This is a genomic window from Microbacterium helvum (genome assembly GCF_014779795.1).
GTDB classification, from domain to species: Bacteria; Actinomycetota; Actinomycetes; order Actinomycetales; family Microbacteriaceae; genus Microbacterium; species Microbacterium helvum.
Map to the genome: position 1 here is coordinate 225,932 of NZ_JACXZS010000002.1, position 17,336 is coordinate 243,267.

At 69.1% G+C, this 17,336-nt stretch carries 24 protein-coding genes; 14 read left to right on the top strand and 10 right to left on the bottom strand.

Annotated features, from left to right (window positions below; all coding sequences use genetic code 11):
* Positions 1 to 18: 18 nt before the first annotated feature.
* Complete coding sequence (locus tag IF188_RS04160; protein WP_018170722.1) at positions 19 to 576, bottom strand: HdeD family acid-resistance protein; 558 nt, start codon at positions 574 to 576, stop codon at positions 19 to 21.
* Positions 577 to 679: 103 nt separating this feature from the next.
* Between IF188_RS04160 and IF188_RS04165 the strand changes: the two genes are divergently transcribed.
* The 3 genes from IF188_RS04165 to IF188_RS04175 are packed head-to-tail and all read left to right on the top strand — an operon-like array spanning position 680 to position 2,264.
* Positions 680 to 1,273: a sulfite oxidase-like oxidoreductase gene (locus tag IF188_RS04165; RefSeq protein WP_191170529.1), complete on the top strand. Its 594-nt coding sequence runs from the start codon at positions 680 to 682 to the stop codon at positions 1,271 to 1,273.
* The gene (locus IF188_RS04170) at positions 1,270 to 1,995 is read left to right on the top strand and encodes a ferredoxin reductase (RefSeq protein WP_191170530.1); all 726 of its coding nucleotides are present in this window, start codon (positions 1,270 to 1,272) and stop codon (positions 1,993 to 1,995) included. Before IF188_RS04165 ends, IF188_RS04170 begins: the two co-directional genes overlap by 4 nt.
* Positions 1,995 to 2,264: a DUF6510 family protein gene (locus IF188_RS04175; protein ID WP_191170531.1), complete on the top strand. Its 270-nt coding sequence runs from the start codon at positions 1,995 to 1,997 to the stop codon at positions 2,262 to 2,264. The genes IF188_RS04170 and IF188_RS04175 overlap by 1 nt, the downstream gene beginning before the upstream one ends.
* Positions 2,265 to 2,279: 15 nt before the next feature.
* Here the strand turns inward: IF188_RS04175 and IF188_RS04180 are convergent, their stop codons facing one another.
* Entirely contained in the window at positions 2,280 to 3,200 is a 921-nt protein-coding gene (locus IF188_RS04180; RefSeq protein ID WP_191170532.1) for an AEC family transporter, read from the bottom strand.
* 125 nt (positions 3,201 to 3,325) lie between these two features.
* Here IF188_RS04180 and IF188_RS04185 point away from each other — a divergent pair, with 125 nt between their 5' ends.
* Positions 3,326 to 3,775, top strand: coding sequence for a pyridoxamine 5'-phosphate oxidase family protein (locus IF188_RS04185; protein ID WP_191170533.1), 450 nt, complete (start codon positions 3,326 to 3,328; stop codon positions 3,773 to 3,775).
* Between the two features lie 426 nt (positions 3,776 to 4,201).
* Positions 4,202 to 4,675 carry a hypothetical protein gene (locus IF188_RS04190; RefSeq protein ID WP_191170534.1) on the top strand — a complete coding sequence of 158 codons (474 nt, stop codon included), beginning with the start codon at positions 4,202 to 4,204 and terminating at the stop codon, positions 4,673 to 4,675.
* A 62-nt stretch (positions 4,676 to 4,737) separates the two neighbouring features.
* Here IF188_RS04190 and IF188_RS04195 read toward each other — a convergent pair whose 3' ends face one another.
* On the bottom strand, positions 4,738 to 5,199 hold the full coding sequence (locus tag IF188_RS04195) for an NUDIX domain-containing protein (protein WP_191170535.1): 462 nt from the start codon (positions 5,197 to 5,199) through the stop codon (positions 4,738 to 4,740).
* Between the two features lie 58 nt (positions 5,200 to 5,257).
* Here IF188_RS04195 and IF188_RS04200 point away from each other — a divergent pair, with 58 nt between their 5' ends.
* Positions 5,258 to 5,806: a GNAT family N-acetyltransferase gene (locus IF188_RS04200; protein ID WP_191170536.1), complete on the top strand. Its 549-nt coding sequence runs from the start codon at positions 5,258 to 5,260 to the stop codon at positions 5,804 to 5,806.
* A gap of 24 nt (positions 5,807 to 5,830) precedes the next feature.
* Here IF188_RS04200 and IF188_RS04205 read toward each other — a convergent pair whose 3' ends face one another.
* On the bottom strand, positions 5,831 to 6,190 hold the full coding sequence (locus IF188_RS04205; protein ID WP_191170537.1) for an MmcQ/YjbR family DNA-binding protein: 360 nt from the start codon (positions 6,188 to 6,190) through the stop codon (positions 5,831 to 5,833).
* A gap of 125 nt (positions 6,191 to 6,315) precedes the next feature.
* Positions 6,316 to 6,522 (bottom strand): hypothetical protein, encoded by a 207-nt coding sequence (locus IF188_RS04210; RefSeq protein ID WP_191170538.1) that lies wholly within the window; start codon positions 6,520 to 6,522, stop codon positions 6,316 to 6,318.
* A 526-nt stretch (positions 6,523 to 7,048) separates the two neighbouring features.
* On the opposite strand from IF188_RS04210, the gene IF188_RS04215 reads away from it, so the two are divergent.
* Positions 7,049 to 7,723: a hypothetical protein gene (locus IF188_RS04215; protein ID WP_191170539.1), complete on the top strand. Its 675-nt coding sequence runs from the start codon at positions 7,049 to 7,051 to the stop codon at positions 7,721 to 7,723.
* A gap of 23 nt (positions 7,724 to 7,746) precedes the next feature.
* Here IF188_RS04215 and IF188_RS04220 read toward each other — a convergent pair whose 3' ends face one another.
* The gene (locus IF188_RS04220) at positions 7,747 to 8,301 is read right to left on the bottom strand and encodes a hypothetical protein (RefSeq protein WP_191170540.1); all 555 of its coding nucleotides are present in this window, start codon (positions 8,299 to 8,301) and stop codon (positions 7,747 to 7,749) included.
* 53 nt (positions 8,302 to 8,354) lie between these two features.
* On the opposite strand from IF188_RS04220, the gene IF188_RS04225 reads away from it, so the two are divergent.
* Both IF188_RS04225 and IF188_RS04230 read left to right on the top strand, forming a co-directional pair.
* The gene (locus IF188_RS04225; protein ID WP_191170541.1) at positions 8,355 to 9,284 is read left to right on the top strand and encodes an NAD-dependent epimerase/dehydratase family protein; all 930 of its coding nucleotides are present in this window, start codon (positions 8,355 to 8,357) and stop codon (positions 9,282 to 9,284) included.
* A gap of 20 nt (positions 9,285 to 9,304) precedes the next feature.
* Positions 9,305 to 9,805: a 2'-5' RNA ligase family protein gene (locus IF188_RS04230; protein ID WP_191170542.1), complete on the top strand. Its 501-nt coding sequence runs from the start codon at positions 9,305 to 9,307 to the stop codon at positions 9,803 to 9,805.
* Between the two features lie 81 nt (positions 9,806 to 9,886).
* On the opposite strand, the gene IF188_RS04235 is transcribed toward IF188_RS04230, so the two are convergent.
* Positions 9,887 to 10,558: a hypothetical protein gene (locus tag IF188_RS04235; protein WP_191170543.1), complete on the bottom strand. Its 672-nt coding sequence runs from the start codon at positions 10,556 to 10,558 to the stop codon at positions 9,887 to 9,889.
* Positions 10,559 to 10,683: 125 nt separating this feature from the next.
* Between IF188_RS04235 and IF188_RS04240 the strand changes: the two genes are divergently transcribed.
* Positions 10,684 to 11,451 (top strand): TetR/AcrR family transcriptional regulator, encoded by a 768-nt coding sequence (locus IF188_RS04240; protein WP_191170544.1) that lies wholly within the window; start codon positions 10,684 to 10,686, stop codon positions 11,449 to 11,451.
* Between the two features lie 9 nt (positions 11,452 to 11,460).
* On the opposite strand, the gene IF188_RS04245 is transcribed toward IF188_RS04240, so the two are convergent.
* A complete protein-coding gene (locus IF188_RS04245; protein WP_191170545.1) occupies positions 11,461 to 12,333 on the bottom strand; it encodes a serine hydrolase domain-containing protein in 873 nt (290 codons plus the stop codon).
* A gap of 26 nt (positions 12,334 to 12,359) precedes the next feature.
* Entirely contained in the window at positions 12,360 to 12,929 is a 570-nt protein-coding gene (locus IF188_RS04250) for a TetR/AcrR family transcriptional regulator (protein ID WP_191170546.1), read from the bottom strand.
* A gap of 78 nt (positions 12,930 to 13,007) precedes the next feature.
* Between IF188_RS04250 and IF188_RS04255 the strand changes: the two genes are divergently transcribed.
* The gene (locus IF188_RS04255) at positions 13,008 to 13,685 is read left to right on the top strand and encodes a GNAT family N-acetyltransferase (protein WP_191170547.1); all 678 of its coding nucleotides are present in this window, start codon (positions 13,008 to 13,010) and stop codon (positions 13,683 to 13,685) included.
* A 63-nt stretch (positions 13,686 to 13,748) separates the two neighbouring features.
* Here the strand turns inward: IF188_RS04255 and IF188_RS04260 are convergent, their stop codons facing one another.
* Positions 13,749 to 14,012, bottom strand: coding sequence for a DUF6458 family protein (locus tag IF188_RS04260; RefSeq protein ID WP_191170548.1), 264 nt, complete (start codon positions 14,010 to 14,012; stop codon positions 13,749 to 13,751).
* 179 nt (positions 14,013 to 14,191) lie between these two features.
* Here IF188_RS04260 and IF188_RS04265 point away from each other — a divergent pair, with 179 nt between their 5' ends.
* The 3 genes from IF188_RS04265 (at position 14,192) to IF188_RS04275 (ending at position 17,331) form a co-directional block, all read left to right on the top strand.
* Positions 14,192 to 15,499, top strand: a complete 1,308-nt coding sequence (locus IF188_RS04265; RefSeq protein ID WP_191170752.1) for an MFS transporter — start codon at positions 14,192 to 14,194, stop codon at positions 15,497 to 15,499.
* 81 nt (positions 15,500 to 15,580) lie between these two features.
* Positions 15,581 to 16,495: a pseudouridine-5'-phosphate glycosidase gene (locus IF188_RS04270; RefSeq protein ID WP_191170549.1), complete on the top strand. Its 915-nt coding sequence runs from the start codon at positions 15,581 to 15,583 to the stop codon at positions 16,493 to 16,495.
* A complete protein-coding gene (locus IF188_RS04275; protein WP_191170550.1) occupies positions 16,495 to 17,331 on the top strand; it encodes a carbohydrate kinase family protein in 837 nt (278 codons plus the stop codon). Before IF188_RS04270 ends, IF188_RS04275 begins: the two co-directional genes overlap by 1 nt.
* Positions 17,332 to 17,336: the final 5 nt, after the last annotated feature.

Here is a 17,336-nt window from a genome sequence, read left to right on the forward strand (position 1 = left end):
CTGTCGTTCAGCCTCGGATCAGAGGTCGCCCTTGAAGGTGAAGGCGCGAACGATGTTGATGATGCCGAGGACGATGAGCGAGATGCCCAGGATCCACCAGAGCACGATCGTGCCCCAGACCGGCGAGAACAGCACGATGATTCCGGCGATGATGCTCAGGATGGCGAAGAAGATCGACCAGCCCTTCGACGCGGCGTCACCGAGCGTCGAGAGCGCGACGATGCCCTCGACGATCCACATGATGCCGACGAGGATGCCGATGAACAGCAGCAGGTACGCGCTCGAGGCGGTGAGGTTGAACAGCGCCACGACACCGGCGATGATGAACAGCACGCCGAGGAGGATGTGGCCGACGCGCGCCCATCCGCCCTTGGTCTTGGAGAAGATGCCGAGACCGGCGTAGACGAGTCCCGCGGCGATGGCGTAGATCGCGATGATGGCGGTGACGACGGCGAACGTCTTGCCCGGCCAGACCAGGATCAAGATGCCGACGATGAGCGCGAGGACGCCGCCGATGCCGAGCGCGGTGCGGATTCCGTTGACGGCCGACTTCTCGGCCTCGGATGCGGTGGACATGAGAGGTGCCTTTCTGAGTGTTTCCTGAATGGAATGCGGGTAAAGCTTAGACCCCATGTCGAACATCGGTGCGACGACCGGCCGCGGGGTGTAGAACAACGTCATGGCCGTCATCTCCAGAGGATTCGGCGCGCGGCGCCGTGACAGTGATCCGCACCTGCCGCCGGGGCAGTATCTGACCGAGGATTTCCCGGTGCTGTCCGCCGGTCCGACGCCGCGCATCGACACCGATGCGTGGCGCTTCGGGATCCGGTCGGAGGCGGGTGCAGATGTGTCGTGGACCTGGGACGAGTTCCTCGCCCTGCCGGTCGAGGACATCGACACCGACATCCACTGCGTCACGCGGTGGTCGAAGCTCGGCACGTCCTGGCGCGGAGTGTCGCTGGATACGCTGCTGGAGGGCGTCGAGACGGAGGCCTCGTACGCCATGGCGCACTCGTACGGCGGCTACACGACCAATGTGCCGCTCGATGAGCTGCGTGACGGCCGGGCGTGGGTGGCCTTCGAGTTCGACGGCGAGCCGCTCGATCCCGAGCACGGCGGTCCCGCGCGGCTGCTGGTGCCGCACCTCTACTTCTGGAAGAGCGCCAAGTGGGTGCGCGGCCTCACCCTCATGGACGAGGACGAGCCGGGATTCTGGGAGCAGAACGGCTACAACATGCACGGCGATCCGTGGACCGAGGAGCGATATTGGTGACGGTCGGCGGCTGGCGCGCCGCGAAGGTCGTCGACGTCGCCGACGTCACGCCGTCGGCGCGTGTGCTTCGCATCGAGGTGCCGGGGTGGGCGGGCAATGACGCCGGTCAGCATGTGGACGTCCGGCTGACGGCCGAGGACGGCTATCAGGCCGTGCGGTCGTACTCGCTCGGGTCGTACGGTGCGTCCGAGACGATCGAGCTCGCGGTCGACGAGATCCCGGACGGCGAGGTGTCGCCGTACCTCGTCCGCGATGTGCGGCCGGGTGACGAGCTCGAGGTCAAGGGCCCCCTCGGCGGCTACTTCGTCTGGCGGGTCGGGGGAGCGGAGCCGGTGCAGCTGATCGCGGGCGGGTCGGGGATCGTCCCGCTGGTCGCGATCACCCGGGCGATGGTGGATGCCGGGGCTGCGGCATCCACTCGCCTGCTCTACTCGGTGCGTACACCGACAGACGCGATATATCGCGATGAGCTGGAACGTGCGGGCGGTGACGGGGGAGTGGCGGTCACCTGGCGCTACACGCGCACCGCTCCGGAAGGGTGGACGGCGCCGGTCGGGCGCCTCGACGACGACGCGCTGCGCGCCGCCGTGTGGCCGCCGGATCGGGAGCCGATCGTCTACGTGTGCGGACCGACCGGGTTCGTGGAGCATGTCGCCGATGCGCTGGTCGGCCTCGGGCATCCGCCGGCACGGATCAAGACGGAACGCTTCGGAGGTGCGTGATGCGGGCTGAGAACGCGACCAGCACAGTGGACGGCAACGCCGTCGCAGGGATGCTGTGGGATGTGTTCGGCGCGGACGTCACCGCGGTCGTCGGCGTGTGCGGCGGCTGCGGCTCGGCGGCGCCGTTCGCCGAGGCCGTGGTCGAGCTCGATGAGGCGGCCGCGATCGTGCGCTGCCGCTCGTGCACGCACACGCTCTTCACGGTGCTGAGCGACGAGTCGAGGACGCGGCTGATCCTGGGGACGCTGCACGAGATCGTGCGGGAGTGATCCGTCGCGGGGGAGTCAGCCCAGCAGCAGCGTCACGAGGATCAGCACCGGCACGCAGCCGATCGTCGTGAGGAACACGGTGTCGCGCGAGATCGTCTCGCCGATGTCGTAGCGCTGCGAGTAGTTGAAGACGTTCTGCGCCGTCGGCAGCGCCGCGAGCACGGTCACGACGAGGACATCGTGCGCGCTCAGGCCGAAGACGAACTCGGCCGCCGCCCACGCGACGACCGGCATCGCGATCAGCTTGAGCGCCGTCGCGAGGACGATGTCGCGGCGTCGGCCGGACGGACCGAGCACGCGCTGACCGTGCAGCGAGATGCCGTACGCGATGAGCAGCACCGGCACGCAGGCGTTCGCGATGAGCAGCGCCGGCTCGAGCACGATGGGAGGCAGCTCGATGCCGAGCACCGAGACGAGCGTCCCCAGTGCCGATCCGAGCACGATCGGATTCGTCGCGACGCGTGCCACAGAGCGCCAGAGCGACGTGCGGGCAGTGGTGACGGCATCCAGGATCGCCATCGTGATGGGCGTGAAGACCAGCAGCTGCATGAGGATCACCGGCGCCGGATAGGCCGCGCTGCCGAGCAGATACAGCGACAGCGGGATGCCGATGTTGTTGGAGTTGACCTGCCCGGCGCTGAGCGCGCCGATGACGGTCTCGCCGACCGAGCGGCGGAACGCGAAGCGTGCGATGAGCGCGTAGACGAGGATCACCGCGACCGCCGCGATCGCAGAGACCGGCAGGAGCGACGAGAACAGCGTGTGGACGTCGGCCTGCGACAGCACGGTGAACAGCAGGAACGGCGACAGCACGAAGAAGGTGAGGCGCGCCAGCACGGGCTTGGCGTGCTCGCCGAGCAGGTCGATCCGGCCCAGGATCCATCCCACCAGGATCGCCACGCCCACCACGACGAATCCGGTGAGCGATTCCAGCATGAGTCGAGCCTAGAGAAATCGTTCTCTAGGCGGGAATCGTGTGTCGGGGTCTGACAGACTGTCTCGCTGAGAAGACAGGCCCGTGGTGAACAGACAGGCCCGTGGTGAACAGACAGGGGAGTCGGATGCCGGAACCACGTGATCGAGCCACACGCAAGGCCGACTTGATTCGGGCGCTCACGGCGCCGGCCGCCGACGTCTGGGTGGCGACGGCATCGCCGGATGCCGTGCCCCATCTCGTGCCGCTGTCGCTGGCGTGGATCGACGAGCGCGCCGTGATCGCGCTGGATGCGGCATCCATCACGGCACGCAATCTGCTGCGTTCGGGCGTCGCGCGTCTCGCCGTGGGCCCGACACGCGATGTCGCCGTGCTGGATGTGTCGCTGGACCGCTCTGCGGGCGTCGATGAGGATGCGGCGCTCGGCGAGGCCTACGCGGCTCAGGCCGACTGGGATCCGCGCGGCCTCAGCGGCTACGTCTTCCTGGTGCTGCGGCCCACGCGCATCCAGGCCTGGCGTGAGTCGAACGAGCTGTCCGGTCGCGTGCTGATGCGCGATGGTGCGTGGGTGGTCTGAGAGGACCTGCGCGCGCCGTTCGAGTCTTGCGTGAGATTGCGTGAAGTCTTGCGGTGGCTTGCGTGAGATGACAACTGGGTCATCGGGCGCGTCGCGCACCCTCGGCGGGGTTCTCGCGAGCGAGTGGATGCCGGCGGCAACCCCTTCTGGAGTGGTTGAAGGTCGAGAGGGGCTGGTGGCGAGGTCTCGGCCACCTGCGAAGGATCGCCGATAATACACATTATGTCAGATCGCGTGGAGCTGACTCAGTCGGTGCGGTTTCGACGCTCCCCTCGATCTCGCTCGCGCGTGAGCCACCGCTGGGGCTTGTGGCGCTGGGCGTCTTCCGCTGAAATGACTCGTGATCTCGTTCTTTCCCGTGTGTTCGCGTGGCCGGCCCTGACAACCGCGTCGAGATCGGTTCAGTGAGTTCCTGAGGAGCCAGGCATGAAGAAGCGAACGATCATCGCAGGCGCAATCGTCGTCGCGGCCGGTCTGGTGACGGTCGGCGGGCTGTCCGCGTTCGGTGGGTCACCTGCGAACCCTGAAGCAGGTCCCCTGCCCGACGGTGTGACCGTCGTCACTCAGCAGGTGTACGACGACGCCTACGCGAAGCTCAAAGCCTGCATGAAAGAAGGTGGCGCCTCGCTCGCCGCCGAGCGGGTCGTCGGTGGTGTGTACGAGTTCTCCGTCCTGGCGTGGGAGATGCCGGTGTACGACGAGTGCTACGTCGACTTCGCGCCGATCGACTTCAGGTGGCAGGTCGCCCATTCGTACGAGTCTGAGACATTCATCAGATACCGCGAGTGCCTGACCGACATGGGCATCGAGCCGGGCAAGGATGCCGACGCGGTCCTGGCGCAGGTCGAAGAGAGCGGCATGGACGTCAGGACGTGCTTCGAGCCGGCAGCGAACGGGTGAATGCTCCTCCGAAGCACTGAACCGGCATCACGGCGGCACCGCCCCCGTGACGCATCGATGCGTCAGTCGTACAGGCCGGCATCCGTCAGGATCGGGACGACATAGGGCTGTGCGGCCAGGCTCCGAAGGTCTTCTCGCATGAACCACGCGACGTCGGCCAGCTCGTCTTCTTCGAGCGTGAACGAGTCCGACCCGAGGCGGCACTCGTAGGCGGCTGTGACGTATGCGCACCGATCGCCGTTCGGGTAGGTGATGAACATCCTCTCGCCGCCGTAGACGCCGATGATCCGGTCGACCGTCGCATCGACGCCGAGTTCTTCGCGGATCTCACGGACGATCGCGGTGGCCGGCTCCTCCCCCGGCTCCAGACCTCCGCCGATGAGAGCCCATTGCTCATCGCCGTGGGACCGCGCCAGCAGAACCCGCCCTCGATCATCGCGGATCACTGCGGACACGGCCGGAAGAAGCAGCAGGTCGTGGCCGACTCGCTCTCGAAGTGACGTGAGGTACGGCGAGGCAGGCATGATCGACAGCCTAGGGTCCCGCTCCCCCGGCATCGCCGCGGCTTCGTACACTGTCTGCATGATCTCGCTCGTGCTCCCCGATCGCTCCCGTTGGAACTCATGGGTTGCGGCGATGGACGAGTTCGACGGCGCGGTGCTGCACGGCTTCTCCACGTTCGGATTCGACGACGCCGATCTGCGGACGTCCGACGTCTTCGATCAGTGGCTGCGGCGCGAGGTCCTCCAGCGGTCGGAAGGCCAGGACGGTTTCGTGCCCGCCACCGTCTGGTGGATCATCGATGACGCGGATCCCTCGGAAGTCCTCGGCTCGATCCACCTTCGCCACGAGCTCAACGACCTGCTCCTGGCGGAGGGCGGGCACATCGGGTACGCCGTGCGCCCCTCGGCGCGCGGCCGCGGCGTTGCGACCGCAGCGCTGGAGCTCTGCCTGGAAGAGGCTCGACGGCGCGGAATCACGCGGATCCTGCTGGTCTGCGAGACGGACAACTCCCTGTCTCGGCGGACCATCCTGTCGGCGGGCGGTGTGCTGGAGAACACGCACGGCATCTTCGAGCGGTACTGGATCGCACTCGACGGATCCCGCGGACGAGTGGATGCCTCGCACTGACCCGCGACGGGTGTCCGGGGTATCTCAGCCTGGGCCGTTCGGATGGGCCAGATCGTAGGCCCGTGACACCTTCTGGGGCACGACCATGCGCCATGCGTCCACGACGAACTCGCGGGCTTCCGCGGGATCGAGCGCGGCGAGATCCGAACTCACCCAGTGGAACCGCAGATCGGACGGTGACGGTAGCCGGAACTTGTCGGGTTGGCCCCCGATGAGCCCGTCACGCATCTCTTTCGGGAACGCGAACTCCATGGTGCGCTCGTCACGCGAGAAGGCGACGTAGACCAGCTGTGCGACACGGAACTTCAGTCTGCCGCGCACGACGACTTCGTATGAGCGTTCGAGGCTGGATCCCAGCGCTCGCACATCTTCGATCGTCGCCATTCTCGACCTCCACCCACGAGAATATGACCTCATCCCCGGTCTCGACAGGTCTTCGCGTTGTGAAACAAAGTCTCGACAGTCGTGACGATCCGGGCGGCGACAGATGTCAGGTTACGACGGGAAAATCAACGGAAAACCTGGCAATCGCCGAATAAAGCTACTAAACTGGGCCAATGGAGCCCTCCCTCTCGCCGGTCGTTGAGCGAGTGGACCATGCGTTCGTGCTGGGTGAGCTTTTCATGGATGCCGAGGCCGCCCAGTTCGAGACGAACAGACGTGCCGCGCGTCAGTGCGAGCACCTCGCGGAGGTCCTGGAGTTCGCGCGTGCGCATCCGGACCTTTATGTGAATCCGGATTTCGATCCGAGGCTGTCCGGCGGCGTCCCGCCGATGGGCGGCGATGCGGCACTCGCCGAACGGTGCGCCGTGCTGGAGGCATCCTCGAGGCTGCGGTTGACGGAGACCGAGGTGCGTTCCTCGGCGGCGTTGGCGCAGCAGGCGCGCGACGTGCTCCCCTGGGTATGGGGTGCCGCGCGGGACGGGATCGTGACACTCGCACATGTGCGAGCTGCGGTCGCCCAGGTGACGGCGTTCGACGGTGATGCTGATCTGCTGGATGTGTTCGACGAGGCGATGCGCGAGGTGGTGGTCTCAGCCACGGTCGCGGGCACGAGGCGTCAGGCTCGGGTCCTCGCCGATCGTCTGACGGGCCGGACTCGGACGCAGCGGCATGCCGAGGCTTTCGTCCGTCGCCGGACGTACGTCGAACACGTCGCGGACGGCATGTCATGGGTACGGATTGGTCACGACGGAACGCGCGCACGCCATCGATCGAGGGCTGACGCGGTCAGCGAAGGGGATGACCGTCGAGCAGCGCGACGGGCGCACGGACGCGCAGATCCGTGCGGATCTGTTCGCCGATCTGCTCAGTGGCGGCGAGGTGTCGACAGCGAAAGTGAAGGTGCTGGTCACGGTTCCGCTGGATCGGCTCGCGCCCGAGGCCGGCGCGAGCGTTCGCACGCAGATCTTCGGCGCTGCCGGCCTCGATCTGAACGCAGAGTGCCTGATACCCGGCATCGGGCCGATCGACGACGCGACCGCCCGGCAACTGCTCCTGGACGCAGGCGCGTTCACCCGGGTGATCACCGATCCCGTGACCGGCGTGGTCCTCGACATGGACCGCCGCGCTCGGAAGGCGACGCGCGCACAGCGCGAGTGGCTTGCCCTGGTTCATGGGACGTGCGCCCGCGACGGGTGCGAACGACTGGCGATCGACTCCGATATCGACCACCACTGCGCGTTCCACGGCCCTGGCCGAGGCGAGACCGACATCGGAAATCTCGACCCGCTGTGCGCCCCTGACCATGCCCTCAAGGACACCACGCTGCTCCGACATCACCGTCGCGACGATGGCAGCATCGAGGTGCGGTTTCCGGACGGGCATCACACCCGGCATCCCTTCGCGGGGTTGACGGACCGTGTTCGCCGACTGCTCGACAGCCGCCCCGTGCTGGGCGACACCCCGCCGTTCTGACCCGGTGGGACACCGGGCGAGCCTCAGTCCAGCGTCATCACGGACTGCTCATTGGTCGCGGTGTCGCAGGTGGTGATGCGCCATTTCGGGGTGCCGTCCTCCATCACGCGCGTCATCTCGACGATGAGCGGACTCGGCCACTGCTCGCCCGAAGACATGGCCGCGCCGACCGCGCTGCTGCCGGTCGGCTGCTGCTCGGCGTCGGTGAGCTCGGTCTCTTGCGTGCTCAGGATCTCGAGCGTCCGGACATCGACGAGCGACTCCCTCCCGAAGCTCGGATCGTCGACGCGCTCGCCGAACGCGTCCTCCCTGGTGTCCGCGCTCCGGATGCGCCACATCCATTCGGAGTCGACGTACTCGAGTCGCAGACCGACGACGCTTCCGCCTACCGCGGCGGACTCGCCCGGCAACGACTCCAGGAAGTCTGACGGCCACGACAGCTCGGGTGGCATGCAGGTGCCCGGGTAATCGTCTCCGACGGCCTCCGGCGGCGGCGCGACACTCGCCGAGCACGCCGTGCACAGAGCGAGCACCGTCGGGGCGGTCATGCTGAGGGCGATACGACGGACTGTGCCCATCGGCACTCCTTCCCGTGGCGGTCGTGGGTTGCGTTCCGAGCCAGAATAGACGGATGCGTGCGGTGATCCTCGGCGGGACTGGTGCGATCGGCGGGGCGGCGGCGTCACGGCTGGCGCGAGCTGGTTGGGCCGTCGATGTGACGGGGCGCTCCCCCGAACTCATGCCGCAGCAGCTTCGCGATGCGGGAGTGCGGTTCCACGAGATCGACCGTGACGACACATCGGCGATCGAGCGCCTCATCGGCTCCGGCGCCGATCTGCTCGTCGACCTGCTCGCGTATCGTGCCGCGCAGGCCCGAGCCCTCGTTCCGGCGCTGGGCGCGGTGGGCTCCCCCGTCGTGATCTCGTCCCGCGCTGTGTATGTCGATGCCGAGGGACATCACATCAACGGCGATGCCCCTCCGCGATTCCCCGTTCCGCTCGCTGAATCCCATCCGACGCTTCCGCCCGCGGGCGACGACGTCGACCCGTATACGCGCGAGGGCTACGCGCCGTGCAAGGTCGCCGTGGAGCGGGTGCTGCTCGACAGCGGGCTGCCGGTCACCGTGATCCGGCCCTCGAAGGTGCACGGCAGATGGGCTCGCAATGCGCGCACGCGGATGTTCGTCGAGCGGATGGTGCGCGGCGACGAGGCGATCCCGCTCGCCCGGCGGGGAGCATCCATCGATCACCTCACGGCGGCCGACAACACCGCGGCGCTCATCGAGACCGTGGCGGGGTCACCCGCCGCGCGTGTGCTGAACAGTGCCGACCCGGATGCCCCGTCCGCGGCTGAGATCGTGCGCGCCATCGGCGATGCACTCGAGTGGCGAGGCCGCATCGAGCTGCTGCCGGGTGACGAGGACCGTGGAGCGCACCCGTGGGCCGCGCCCAACCCGATCGTGCTCGACACCACCGCTGCGCGGCGGCTGGGGTACCGACCCGTGGGGCGCGGCATCGACCTCATCGCGGACGAGGCGCGCTGGGTGGCCACGACGCTCTGACGCTCTGCCAAGCTGGACGCGTGCCTGCCGATGCGGCTCGAGAGCTGTATGTGGTGGTCGCGCTGCCCGAACCGCTCAGCGTAGCTGCGATGATCAGCCGCCGTGCGTGGCCGGCGCACGTCACGCTCGCCTCGAACTTCGTCGTGGACGGCGGGCCCGAAACGGTGACCCGTGCGGTCGCGGACTGCTGCGTCGACGAGCCGCCGCTGCGACTCCGTTTCGCAGAGCAGGCGTGGTTCGGACCCCGCCACGACATCGCGGTCCAGCTCGTCGAGTCGGCCCAGATCATCGCCCTGCACGAGCGATTGGCCGTGGCGCTCGAAGCGCTCGCCGGCTTCGGCGCGGAGACCCCCGAGTACTGGCGCGAGGGCTACCGCCCGCACGTGACACACGTCCCGGGGGTGGTGACGTCACCCGGCATGACCGCGCAGTTGCGCTTCCTCGCGATCGCCGTCATGACGGGCAGCACGGCCACGATCATCTCGGCCATCGATTTGGGGCGGGATGCCGGCGGCAGCTGAATCCTCGGCGGACGAGGCTCACGTGCCTCAGCAGGGTGGCGATCCCGGCCGGCATGCCGACCGGGATCGCCCCGTGTGTGATCAGGACTCGTCGAGCTGCTTGTTGCGCAGGATCGCGATGCCGACGAACGCCAGCCACAGCACGGTCAGTCCGTTGAAGGTCGCCACCGATCCCCAGCCGTTCGCGGCGTAGAAGTCGTACGAGTTGAAGCCGAAGAACATCGACGGCACGAGCAGCAGCTGCAGCACGGCCACCCCGAACGCGGTCCAGGCGACCCAGCGGCGCAGCATCCCGGTGCGCAGCACGACGTAGCCGAACGCGATGCCGAACACCATCAGCAGCAGATGCGTGATGGAGCCGTAGAGCAGATAGGTCGGCACGATGCGCGTCGGGTCGATCCATTCGGATTCCCGGATCGCGGTGCTGCCCTCGAGGCCCTTCGCGACCAGGTCGACGATCGTCCACGCGGCGCCGACGGTGCCCGCGACGGTGCCGAACCATTCGTACCTGCTGTCTGTGCGCGCGACCAGGTGTCTCACCCCGCTCATGAAGACGAGGAGCGAGATCAGCGCCACGAAGCTGAACACGGTGCGGGTGAGGATCAGCCAATCCGGCATCAGGGCCCCCGTCTCGGGGCCGCAGACGTTCACGTCGCAGGCCGGCGTCGCGAAGTACAGCGGAATCTCGATGAGCGGCAGGAAGCCGCCGACGACGGCCGCCGCGCCGATCCAGCGGCGGGTGGTGCGAGTCACGCGAGCGGGTTCGGGGGTCGCGGACGAGTTCTGTGTAAGCAATGAAGTGTTCATGGCATGCACAGTAGCCTTAACTGTGTAAGCCGTCTACTATTTGTTTCGAAGACGTCGAGAGGATGCCGCGCATGACGCCCGCCACCCCCAGCCCCCCGCGGGGCGCTGACCTCGCCGCGCTCCCGCCCGGCCTTGCCGCGGCGTGGGGCGTCGTCGAGACCGAAGGGCGCCGTGGGCCGAAGCCGGCGCACACCGTCGACGAGGTGGTCGAAGCGGCGACGGTCCTGGCGGACGAGGAAGGCATCGCTGCGGCATCCCTCCCCCGTGTCGCGGCGCGGATCGGGGTGAGCACGAACGCGCTCTACCGCTACGTGAGCTCGAAGGACGAGCTGCTCGTGCTCGTCGCCGACCGCGCGTGGGGCGACCCGCCGACGCTCCCGGGTGACGACTGGCGCCCGGCCGCGGCGACGTGGGCGCGGCGGCTGTTCGAGCAGTTCGTGGCACGGCCGTGGCTGCTGGATGTGCCGCGGACCGTCCCGCTCACCCCGCACAACGCGGCCTGGCTGGAGGTGCTGATCGGCGCGCTCTCGCCGACCGGAATGGGTGCGCAGCAGATGCTCAACTGCGCATACCTGCTCGACAGCCACGCCCGATACGGCGCGGATCTGCGTCGCAATGCGCCTACTCCGGCCGAGCTGCAGCGCGCGAACCCGGATCAACAGCGCGCAGTGGGCGCGGTGCGCGAGTTCCTCGATGCGCAGCTGCGTGCCCGCCGCCTCGATGCGGTCGCGGACGTCATGCAGGAGCCGATGTTCCTCGCTGACGAGCCCCCGCTCGACGGGTTCGAGTTCGGGTTGGATCGCATCCTCGACGGCATCGCGGCGTACGTCGAACGATAGTCGCGCCGCTCAACGGGTGATCGCGGCCGCGGCGATCGAGGCCAGCAGATGGTCGCGGGACTCCTCGTGGGCGGTGATCGTCACCACCGACGTGCCGGCGTCGTCGATCACGACGTACTGCCCGTACTTGCCGTCCAGGCGCCATGTCTTGCCGGGGCCCTCCCAGACCGCGAGTCCGTAGTGCGAGGAGGAGCCGCCGTACGGCGTGGTGACCCAGTCCGCGTGCATGTGGTCGACCCAGTCCGCGCTGACGAGCTGCGACGATCCCCAGCGGCCACGGTCGCGCAGCACCCGGCCGATGCGAGCGAGCTCCTCGGTGCGCAGCTGCAGTCCGCTGCCGCCGATGATCCATCCCTGCGGACAGCGATGCCACTGCGGATTGTGGATGCCGAGCGGGTCGAACAGCCGAGGCATGAGCCAGTCGCGCACATCGCCGACGACGCTCCCGAGCAGCCGCATCGCGGTGTACGTGCTCGCGTCGCTGTACTGGAACGTCGTGCCGGCGCCCACCGAGGGCCGCCGCAGCATCTCCTGCGCGAGGTCGGGCCAGGGTGCGGGCTGGTCGCCGAACCACTCGAAATCGATGCCGCTCGTCATGGTCAGCAGCTGCCTCATCGTGACACGATCGACGCCGTCACCGAGCTCGAAGGCCGGCAGCAGATCGTCGACGGTGGAATCGAGCGAGAGGATGCCGTCGTCAACGGCCATCCCGACGGCCAGTGCGCAGACGCCTTTCGAGGCCGAGTAGATGTTGACGCGGTCGTCGCTGCGCCACCGGTGCTGTGCTTCGTCCTCGTCGACGCGCACGTGGATGCCGTACGCGGCCAGTCCCAGCGCGTCGATCTCGGTGACGATGGTCTGCAGGACGGCGGCGGCGCTCACGTCCAGCAGTCTGGCAGACCCGGGACTCAGAGCGATCCGGCGAGGAGGGACTCGGCGACCTCGTGCACGGCGGAGCGCTCCGGGAACGCCCCCAGCTCGCCCGCGTACAGCAGATGCGCACCGCCGACGAGCGCGAGCGAAAGCGCGGGCACGTCGGCGTCCTGGCGGATCCACCCCACCTCGCGCCCGGCACCCAGCACGTCGATGACGACGGCGGTGGCATCCATCAGCAGTGGGATCCCGAAGGCGCCGTCTGCCCGTGCACGACGCCGCACCTCGTCGCGGCTGATGACGAGGGCGATCAGCGCGAGAGTCGTCCGGGTGAAGATCTGCTCGATCACGTCCGCGACCGCCGCAGCAGCGGAGCCCGCGGCGCGGGGCTCGATCGCACGGATCCGCACCGCGTCCTCGGCGACGAGGGTGGCGAGGTACGCATCGAAATCCTCGAAGTGCCGGTGCAGCACGCCTTTCGCCACCCCTGAGGCGATCGTGACGGATCGGCTGGTCACCGCGCTCGCCCCCTCGGTCGCCAGCAGCCTGCGGCCCGCGTCGAGCAGCACGGTGCGGGGGTCTTCGAGGGCGCGACCGGTCGGCATCGCATCGACCTTTCTAGTGGGCGGGTGCCCACTCCTAATGGGCACCCGCCCACTCTAGTCTTCTGGCAGACTTCCGGAATGCCGCACCCCGACACCCTCGCCCGTCTCTGGCCCGCCTCTGCCATCCGCGCGCGGGCAGGTGATCTGGAACTCCGCTGGATCGACGACGAGCTGGTCGTCGAGCTGGCGGAACTGGCCGGGCGCGGCATCCATCATCCCGACGCCATGCCGTTCGACCATCCGTGGACGCGCGGTACCGCGGACGAGGTCGCCCGCAGCGTGCTGCTGTACCAGTGGGAGAGCCGCGGGCACGTATCGCCGGAGACGTTCCGCCTCGAACTCGCGGTGCTGCACCGCGGCGTGCCGGTGGGCATCCAGAGCATGACGGCCAAGGACTGGACGGTGCTGCGCGCCGTGCAGACCGGCTCATGGCTCGGGCTGGAGCATCAAGGGCAGGGACTCGGCACCCGCATGCGGGCGCTCGTGCTGCAGCTGGCGTTCGAGGGTTTCGGTGCGCAGGAGGCGCGGTCGGGCGCGTTCGCCGACAACCCCGCCTCCAACGGGGTGTCTCGGCGCCTCGGGTACGAACCCGACGGAGCGTATCTGTCGGCCCGCGAGGGTGTGGCCGCGCTCCACAACCGCTACGTCATGTCGCGTGAGCGGTGGCAGACGCAGCGCGCCGCGCACGAGGCGCTGCTGGGGGCACCGGTGGAGCTGCGGGGCGTCGAGGCCCTTCGCACGCCCGCGGCCGGCTGAGCACCGCCGCGAGCGGCCCGAGTGGAGCGGGCACCCCCGCGCACCCGCTCCACGACTGTCTCGTCAGAGGCCGGCGGTGTCGTCCGGAGTGCGCGTGGTGCGACGCGTCACCTGTGCATCCGCGGCAGGGTCGACCGACGTGCTCGTGACGACGTCCGAACGGCGGCGGCGCATCATCAGCACGATGCCGACCAGGAAGATCACGACGCCGGCCCCCATGAGGATGTAGCCGATCATGTCGAGGTCGACCCAGTCCACCTGGACGTTCAGCGCGAACGTCAGGATGGCTCCGATCGCGAACAGTACGATTCCTGCTCCGATGCTCATGTGAAGCTCCTTTCCGGAGTGCTCCTCAGCCCTCCCCGGGCCGGGGGGACGGGGTTGTCCCGGGTACCACGCTGGCCGATCCGCCCGCCGCGGTGCAGGGGCTTGACAAAGTGGATGCCGGCGGCCGAGCCGTCGGCGATGACTACGCTGGAACGGTGCCCAGCCTGTCTCGTCCCGCGATGACGGGGCCGGGGGTGCGTGCCTGGGCGATCTGGAGCGTCGGTGTCGCGGCGTACGTGCTCGCGATCACGAACCGCTCCTCGCTCAGCGCCGTGGGCGTCGACGCGGCGGCCCGGTTCGACGCCGATGCGGCGACGCTGTCGATGTTCGCCGTGGTGCAGCTCGCGGTCTACGGCGGCATGCAGATCCCGATCGGCGTGCTGCTGGACCGCTATGGCGCGCGTCCGATCATGACGGTCGGCATGCTGCTCATGGCCGTCGGGCAGCTGACGATGGCCATCTCTCCCAGTGTCGGGGTGGCGATCCTCGCCCGGACGCTGCTGGGCGCCGGCGACGCGGCGATCTTCCCCGGCGTGCTTCGTCTCATCGCGACATGGTTCCCCGCGCAGCGCGGGCCGATCATGGTGCAGCTGACCGGCATCGTGGGCCAGACCGGTCAGCTCGTCGCGCTCATTCCGCTGGCGGCGCTGCTGCATGCGACGACGTGGACCATCACCTTCGGCAGCATCGCGGGGCTGGGCCTGCTGTTCGCGGTGCTCGTGTTCCTGCTGATCCGCAACCATCCGCCGGACCGGACCGAGGACGTGTCGGTCGACACCGACACCGGGGCGATCCGGGTCGTGACCTCGGCTGTCGACACGGGCGCTGGAATCCGCGCCGCCTGGGCGCATCCGGGCACACGCCTCGCCTTCTGGTCGCACTTCACCACGCCCTTCGCGGGCACGGCGTTCGTGCTGCTGTGGGGAATGCCGTTCCTCACCGCAGGCGAGGGACGCACGACCGCCGAAGCGGCGTCGATCATGTCGCTGTACGTCGTCGTCGGGATGGTGCTGGGCCCGGTGATGGGCGGACTGTCGCAGCGGATCCCCCACCTTCGCTCCCGCGCACTCGTGCTGCCGACCGTCGCGGTGCAGGCGCTTGCCTGGCTCACGGTCATCGCTTACCCGGGGCCGGCGCCGCTGTGGCTGCTGCTCACCCTCGCGGTGGCACTGGCGACGGGTGGACCGGCGTCCATGATCGCGTTCGACCACGCGCGGACCCACAATCCTTCGCACCGGCTCAGCACCGCGACGGGCGTGACGAACGCCGGCGGGTTCCTCGCCGCGCTCGTCGCCATCCTGCTCATCGGTCTCGCTCTGGACCTGCAGGGCGCCGGCACTCCGGCGACCTACACGCTGGACGCGTTCCGCCTCGCGTTCCTCACGCAGCTGCCGCTGTGGGCGCTCGGCGCGACCTTCATCGTCATCGAACGCAAGCGCACCCGCATCCGGCTGGGCATCGACCCGCCGCGTCGCCCGCGTCGCTGAACCGCGCGTCGATACTGTGGCGGTGTCGGATCCGACGACGATCGCGCGCAGAAGGGCCTGCGCGAAGCGAAAGGACGCGCCGTGACAGACCCACTCGTCATCGCTCCCGAGGTGCAGGCGGCTCTCGCCGCCGGCGAGCCCGTGCTGGCGCTGGAGTCCACGATCTTCACGCACGGGCTGCCGAGGCCGCGCAACCTGGACGTGGCTCTCGAAGCCGAGGCCCGCGTGCGGGCGCTCGGGGTGGTGCCCGCGACGATCGGCCTCATCGACGGGCGTCCGACCGTCGGCCTGACGCCCGACGAGATCGAGCGGCTCGGCACGGCCGACGGTGTGGTCAAGGCCAGTGTGCGCGACGTGCCGGTCGCGGCGGTGAAGGGCCTCAGCGCGGGCACGACCGTCGCGGCGACGGCCTATCTCGCGGCGCGTGCGGGTGTGCGGGTCTTCTCGACGGGCGGACTCGGCGGCGTCCACCGCGGCGCCCCTTCGACCTTCGATGAGTCCGCCGATCTTCCCGCGCTGGCGGGCCTCCCGCTGGTGGTCGTGAGCGCCGGGGTGAAGTCGATCCTCGACATCCCGTTGACGCTGGAGCGCCTCGAGACCCTGGGCCTCGCCGTCGTCGGGTATCGCACCACCGACTACCCCGGCTTCTACGTCGCGGACTCGGGTCACGACATCGAGTACTCCGTCGACTCCCCCGCCGAGATCGCCGCCATCGCCCGCACCCGCGACGGCCTCGGGATCGCGTCGACGCTGCTCGTCGCCAACCCGCTCGCCGCCGAGCGCGAGCTCGATCCCGTCGAACACGACCGCGTCCTGCGTCAGGCGCTCGCGGCCGCGGAGGTCCAGGGCATCGCGGGGCACGACACCACGCCCTTCCTGCTCGACTTCTTCCAGCGCGAGACGGCCGGACGCAGCCTCGACGTCAATGTCGAGGTGTATCGCGGCAACGTCGACCTCGGCGCCCGGATCGCGGTCGCGCTCGCGGACGCCGGCTGATGCTCGTGGTCATCGGCGATCTGGTCGCCGACCTCATCGTGCTGGGCAGCGCGTCGCTCGAGCGCGGGACGGACAACCCCGCCGAGATCCGGCTCACTCGGGGTGGCAGCGCCGCGAACGTGGCGGTTGCGGCCGGGTCGCGGCATCCAGCCCGCTTCATCGGCCGCGTCGGGGACGACACGCTCGCCGGGGCGCTCGTGGGCGAGCTCGAGGCCGCGGGCGTGGACGTGCGCGTGCAGCGTGCGGGGCGCACCGGCTCGATCGTGGTGCTCGTCGACGCGGTCGGCGAACGCACCATGATCACCGACCGCGGTGCCGCCGCGGAACTCGACGCGATCGACCCGACGTGGCTCGACGGCGCGACGTGGGTGCATCTGCCGCTGTACGGCTTGGCCGTGCCCGGTTCCCGTCTTGCCGTGATGGATGCCGCCGGGCGGGCGGCCGCCGCCGGCGCTGTCATCAGCCTCGACCTGTCGAGCGTCGCCACGCTGCGCGACCTCGGCGGCGACGAGCTGCGCGGGATCCTCGGGCGGCTGCGCCCCGACGTCGTCTTCGCCAACGAAGACGAGTCACGGGTCGCAGCTGACCTCGGGCTGGCGATCCCCGGGACGTACGTGGTCAAGCGCGGCGCCGCTCCCGTGCTCGTGACCGTCGGCGGCGAGACGCGTGAGGTGCCGGTCGACCGTGTCGCCGACGTGCTCGACTCGACCGGCGCGGGCGACGCGTTCGCCGCCGGCTACATCACGGCCGCGCTGGCCGGGGCGGACGCGCACCAGAGCGCTCGGGCGGGCAGTGTGCTCGCGATGAGCGCGCTGCGGCGCCCGGGCGCCCTGTGACGTGC

Excerpts from the sequence above, each read along its gene's own strand:
- IF188_RS04205 (WP_191170537.1), bottom strand. The coding sequence starts at position 6,190 with ATGGCGACGATCGAAGATGTGCGAGCGCTGGGATCCAGCCTCGAACGC.
- IF188_RS04160 (WP_018170722.1), bottom strand. The coding sequence starts at position 576 with ATGTCCACCGCATCCGAGGCCGAGAAGTCGGCCGTCAACGGAATCCGC.
- IF188_RS04190 (WP_191170534.1), top strand. The coding sequence starts at position 4,202 with ATGAAGAAGCGAACGATCATCGCAGGCGCAATCGTCGTCGCGGCCGGT.
- IF188_RS04210 (WP_191170538.1), bottom strand. The coding sequence starts at position 6,522 with ATGCGCACGCGCGAACTCCAGGACCTCCGCGAGGTGCTCGCACTGACG.
- IF188_RS04180 (WP_191170532.1), bottom strand. The coding sequence starts at position 3,200 with ATGCTGGAATCGCTCACCGGATTCGTCGTGGTGGGCGTGGCGATCCTG.
- IF188_RS04175 (WP_191170531.1), top strand. The coding sequence starts at position 1,995 with ATGCGGGCTGAGAACGCGACCAGCACAGTGGACGGCAACGCCGTCGCA.
- IF188_RS04195 (WP_191170535.1), bottom strand. The coding sequence starts at position 5,199 with ATGCCTGCCTCGCCGTACCTCACGTCACTTCGAGAGCGAGTCGGCCAC.
- IF188_RS04240 (WP_191170544.1), top strand. The coding sequence starts at position 10,684 with ATGACGCCCGCCACCCCCAGCCCCCCGCGGGGCGCTGACCTCGCCGCG.
- IF188_RS04220 (WP_191170540.1), bottom strand. The coding sequence starts at position 8,301 with ATGGGCACAGTCCGTCGTATCGCCCTCAGCATGACCGCCCCGACGGTG.
- IF188_RS04225 (WP_191170541.1), top strand. The coding sequence starts at position 8,355 with ATGCGTGCGGTGATCCTCGGCGGGACTGGTGCGATCGGCGGGGCGGCG.
- IF188_RS04165 (WP_191170529.1), top strand. The coding sequence starts at position 680 with ATGGCCGTCATCTCCAGAGGATTCGGCGCGCGGCGCCGTGACAGTGAT.
- IF188_RS04265 (WP_191170752.1), top strand. The coding sequence starts at position 14,192 with ATGACGGGGCCGGGGGTGCGTGCCTGGGCGATCTGGAGCGTCGGTGTC.
- IF188_RS04200 (WP_191170536.1), top strand. The coding sequence starts at position 5,258 with ATGATCTCGCTCGTGCTCCCCGATCGCTCCCGTTGGAACTCATGGGTT.
- IF188_RS04215 (WP_191170539.1), top strand. The coding sequence starts at position 7,049 with ATGACCGTCGAGCAGCGCGACGGGCGCACGGACGCGCAGATCCGTGCG.
- IF188_RS04260 (WP_191170548.1), bottom strand. The coding sequence starts at position 14,012 with ATGAGCATCGGAGCAGGAATCGTACTGTTCGCGATCGGAGCCATCCTG.
- IF188_RS04185 (WP_191170533.1), top strand. The coding sequence starts at position 3,326 with ATGCCGGAACCACGTGATCGAGCCACACGCAAGGCCGACTTGATTCGG.
- IF188_RS04250 (WP_191170546.1), bottom strand. The coding sequence starts at position 12,929 with ATGCCGACCGGTCGCGCCCTCGAAGACCCCCGCACCGTGCTGCTCGAC.
- IF188_RS04275 (WP_191170550.1), top strand. The coding sequence starts at position 16,495 with ATGCTCGTGGTCATCGGCGATCTGGTCGCCGACCTCATCGTGCTGGGC.
- IF188_RS04255 (WP_191170547.1), top strand. The coding sequence starts at position 13,008 with ATGCCGCACCCCGACACCCTCGCCCGTCTCTGGCCCGCCTCTGCCATC.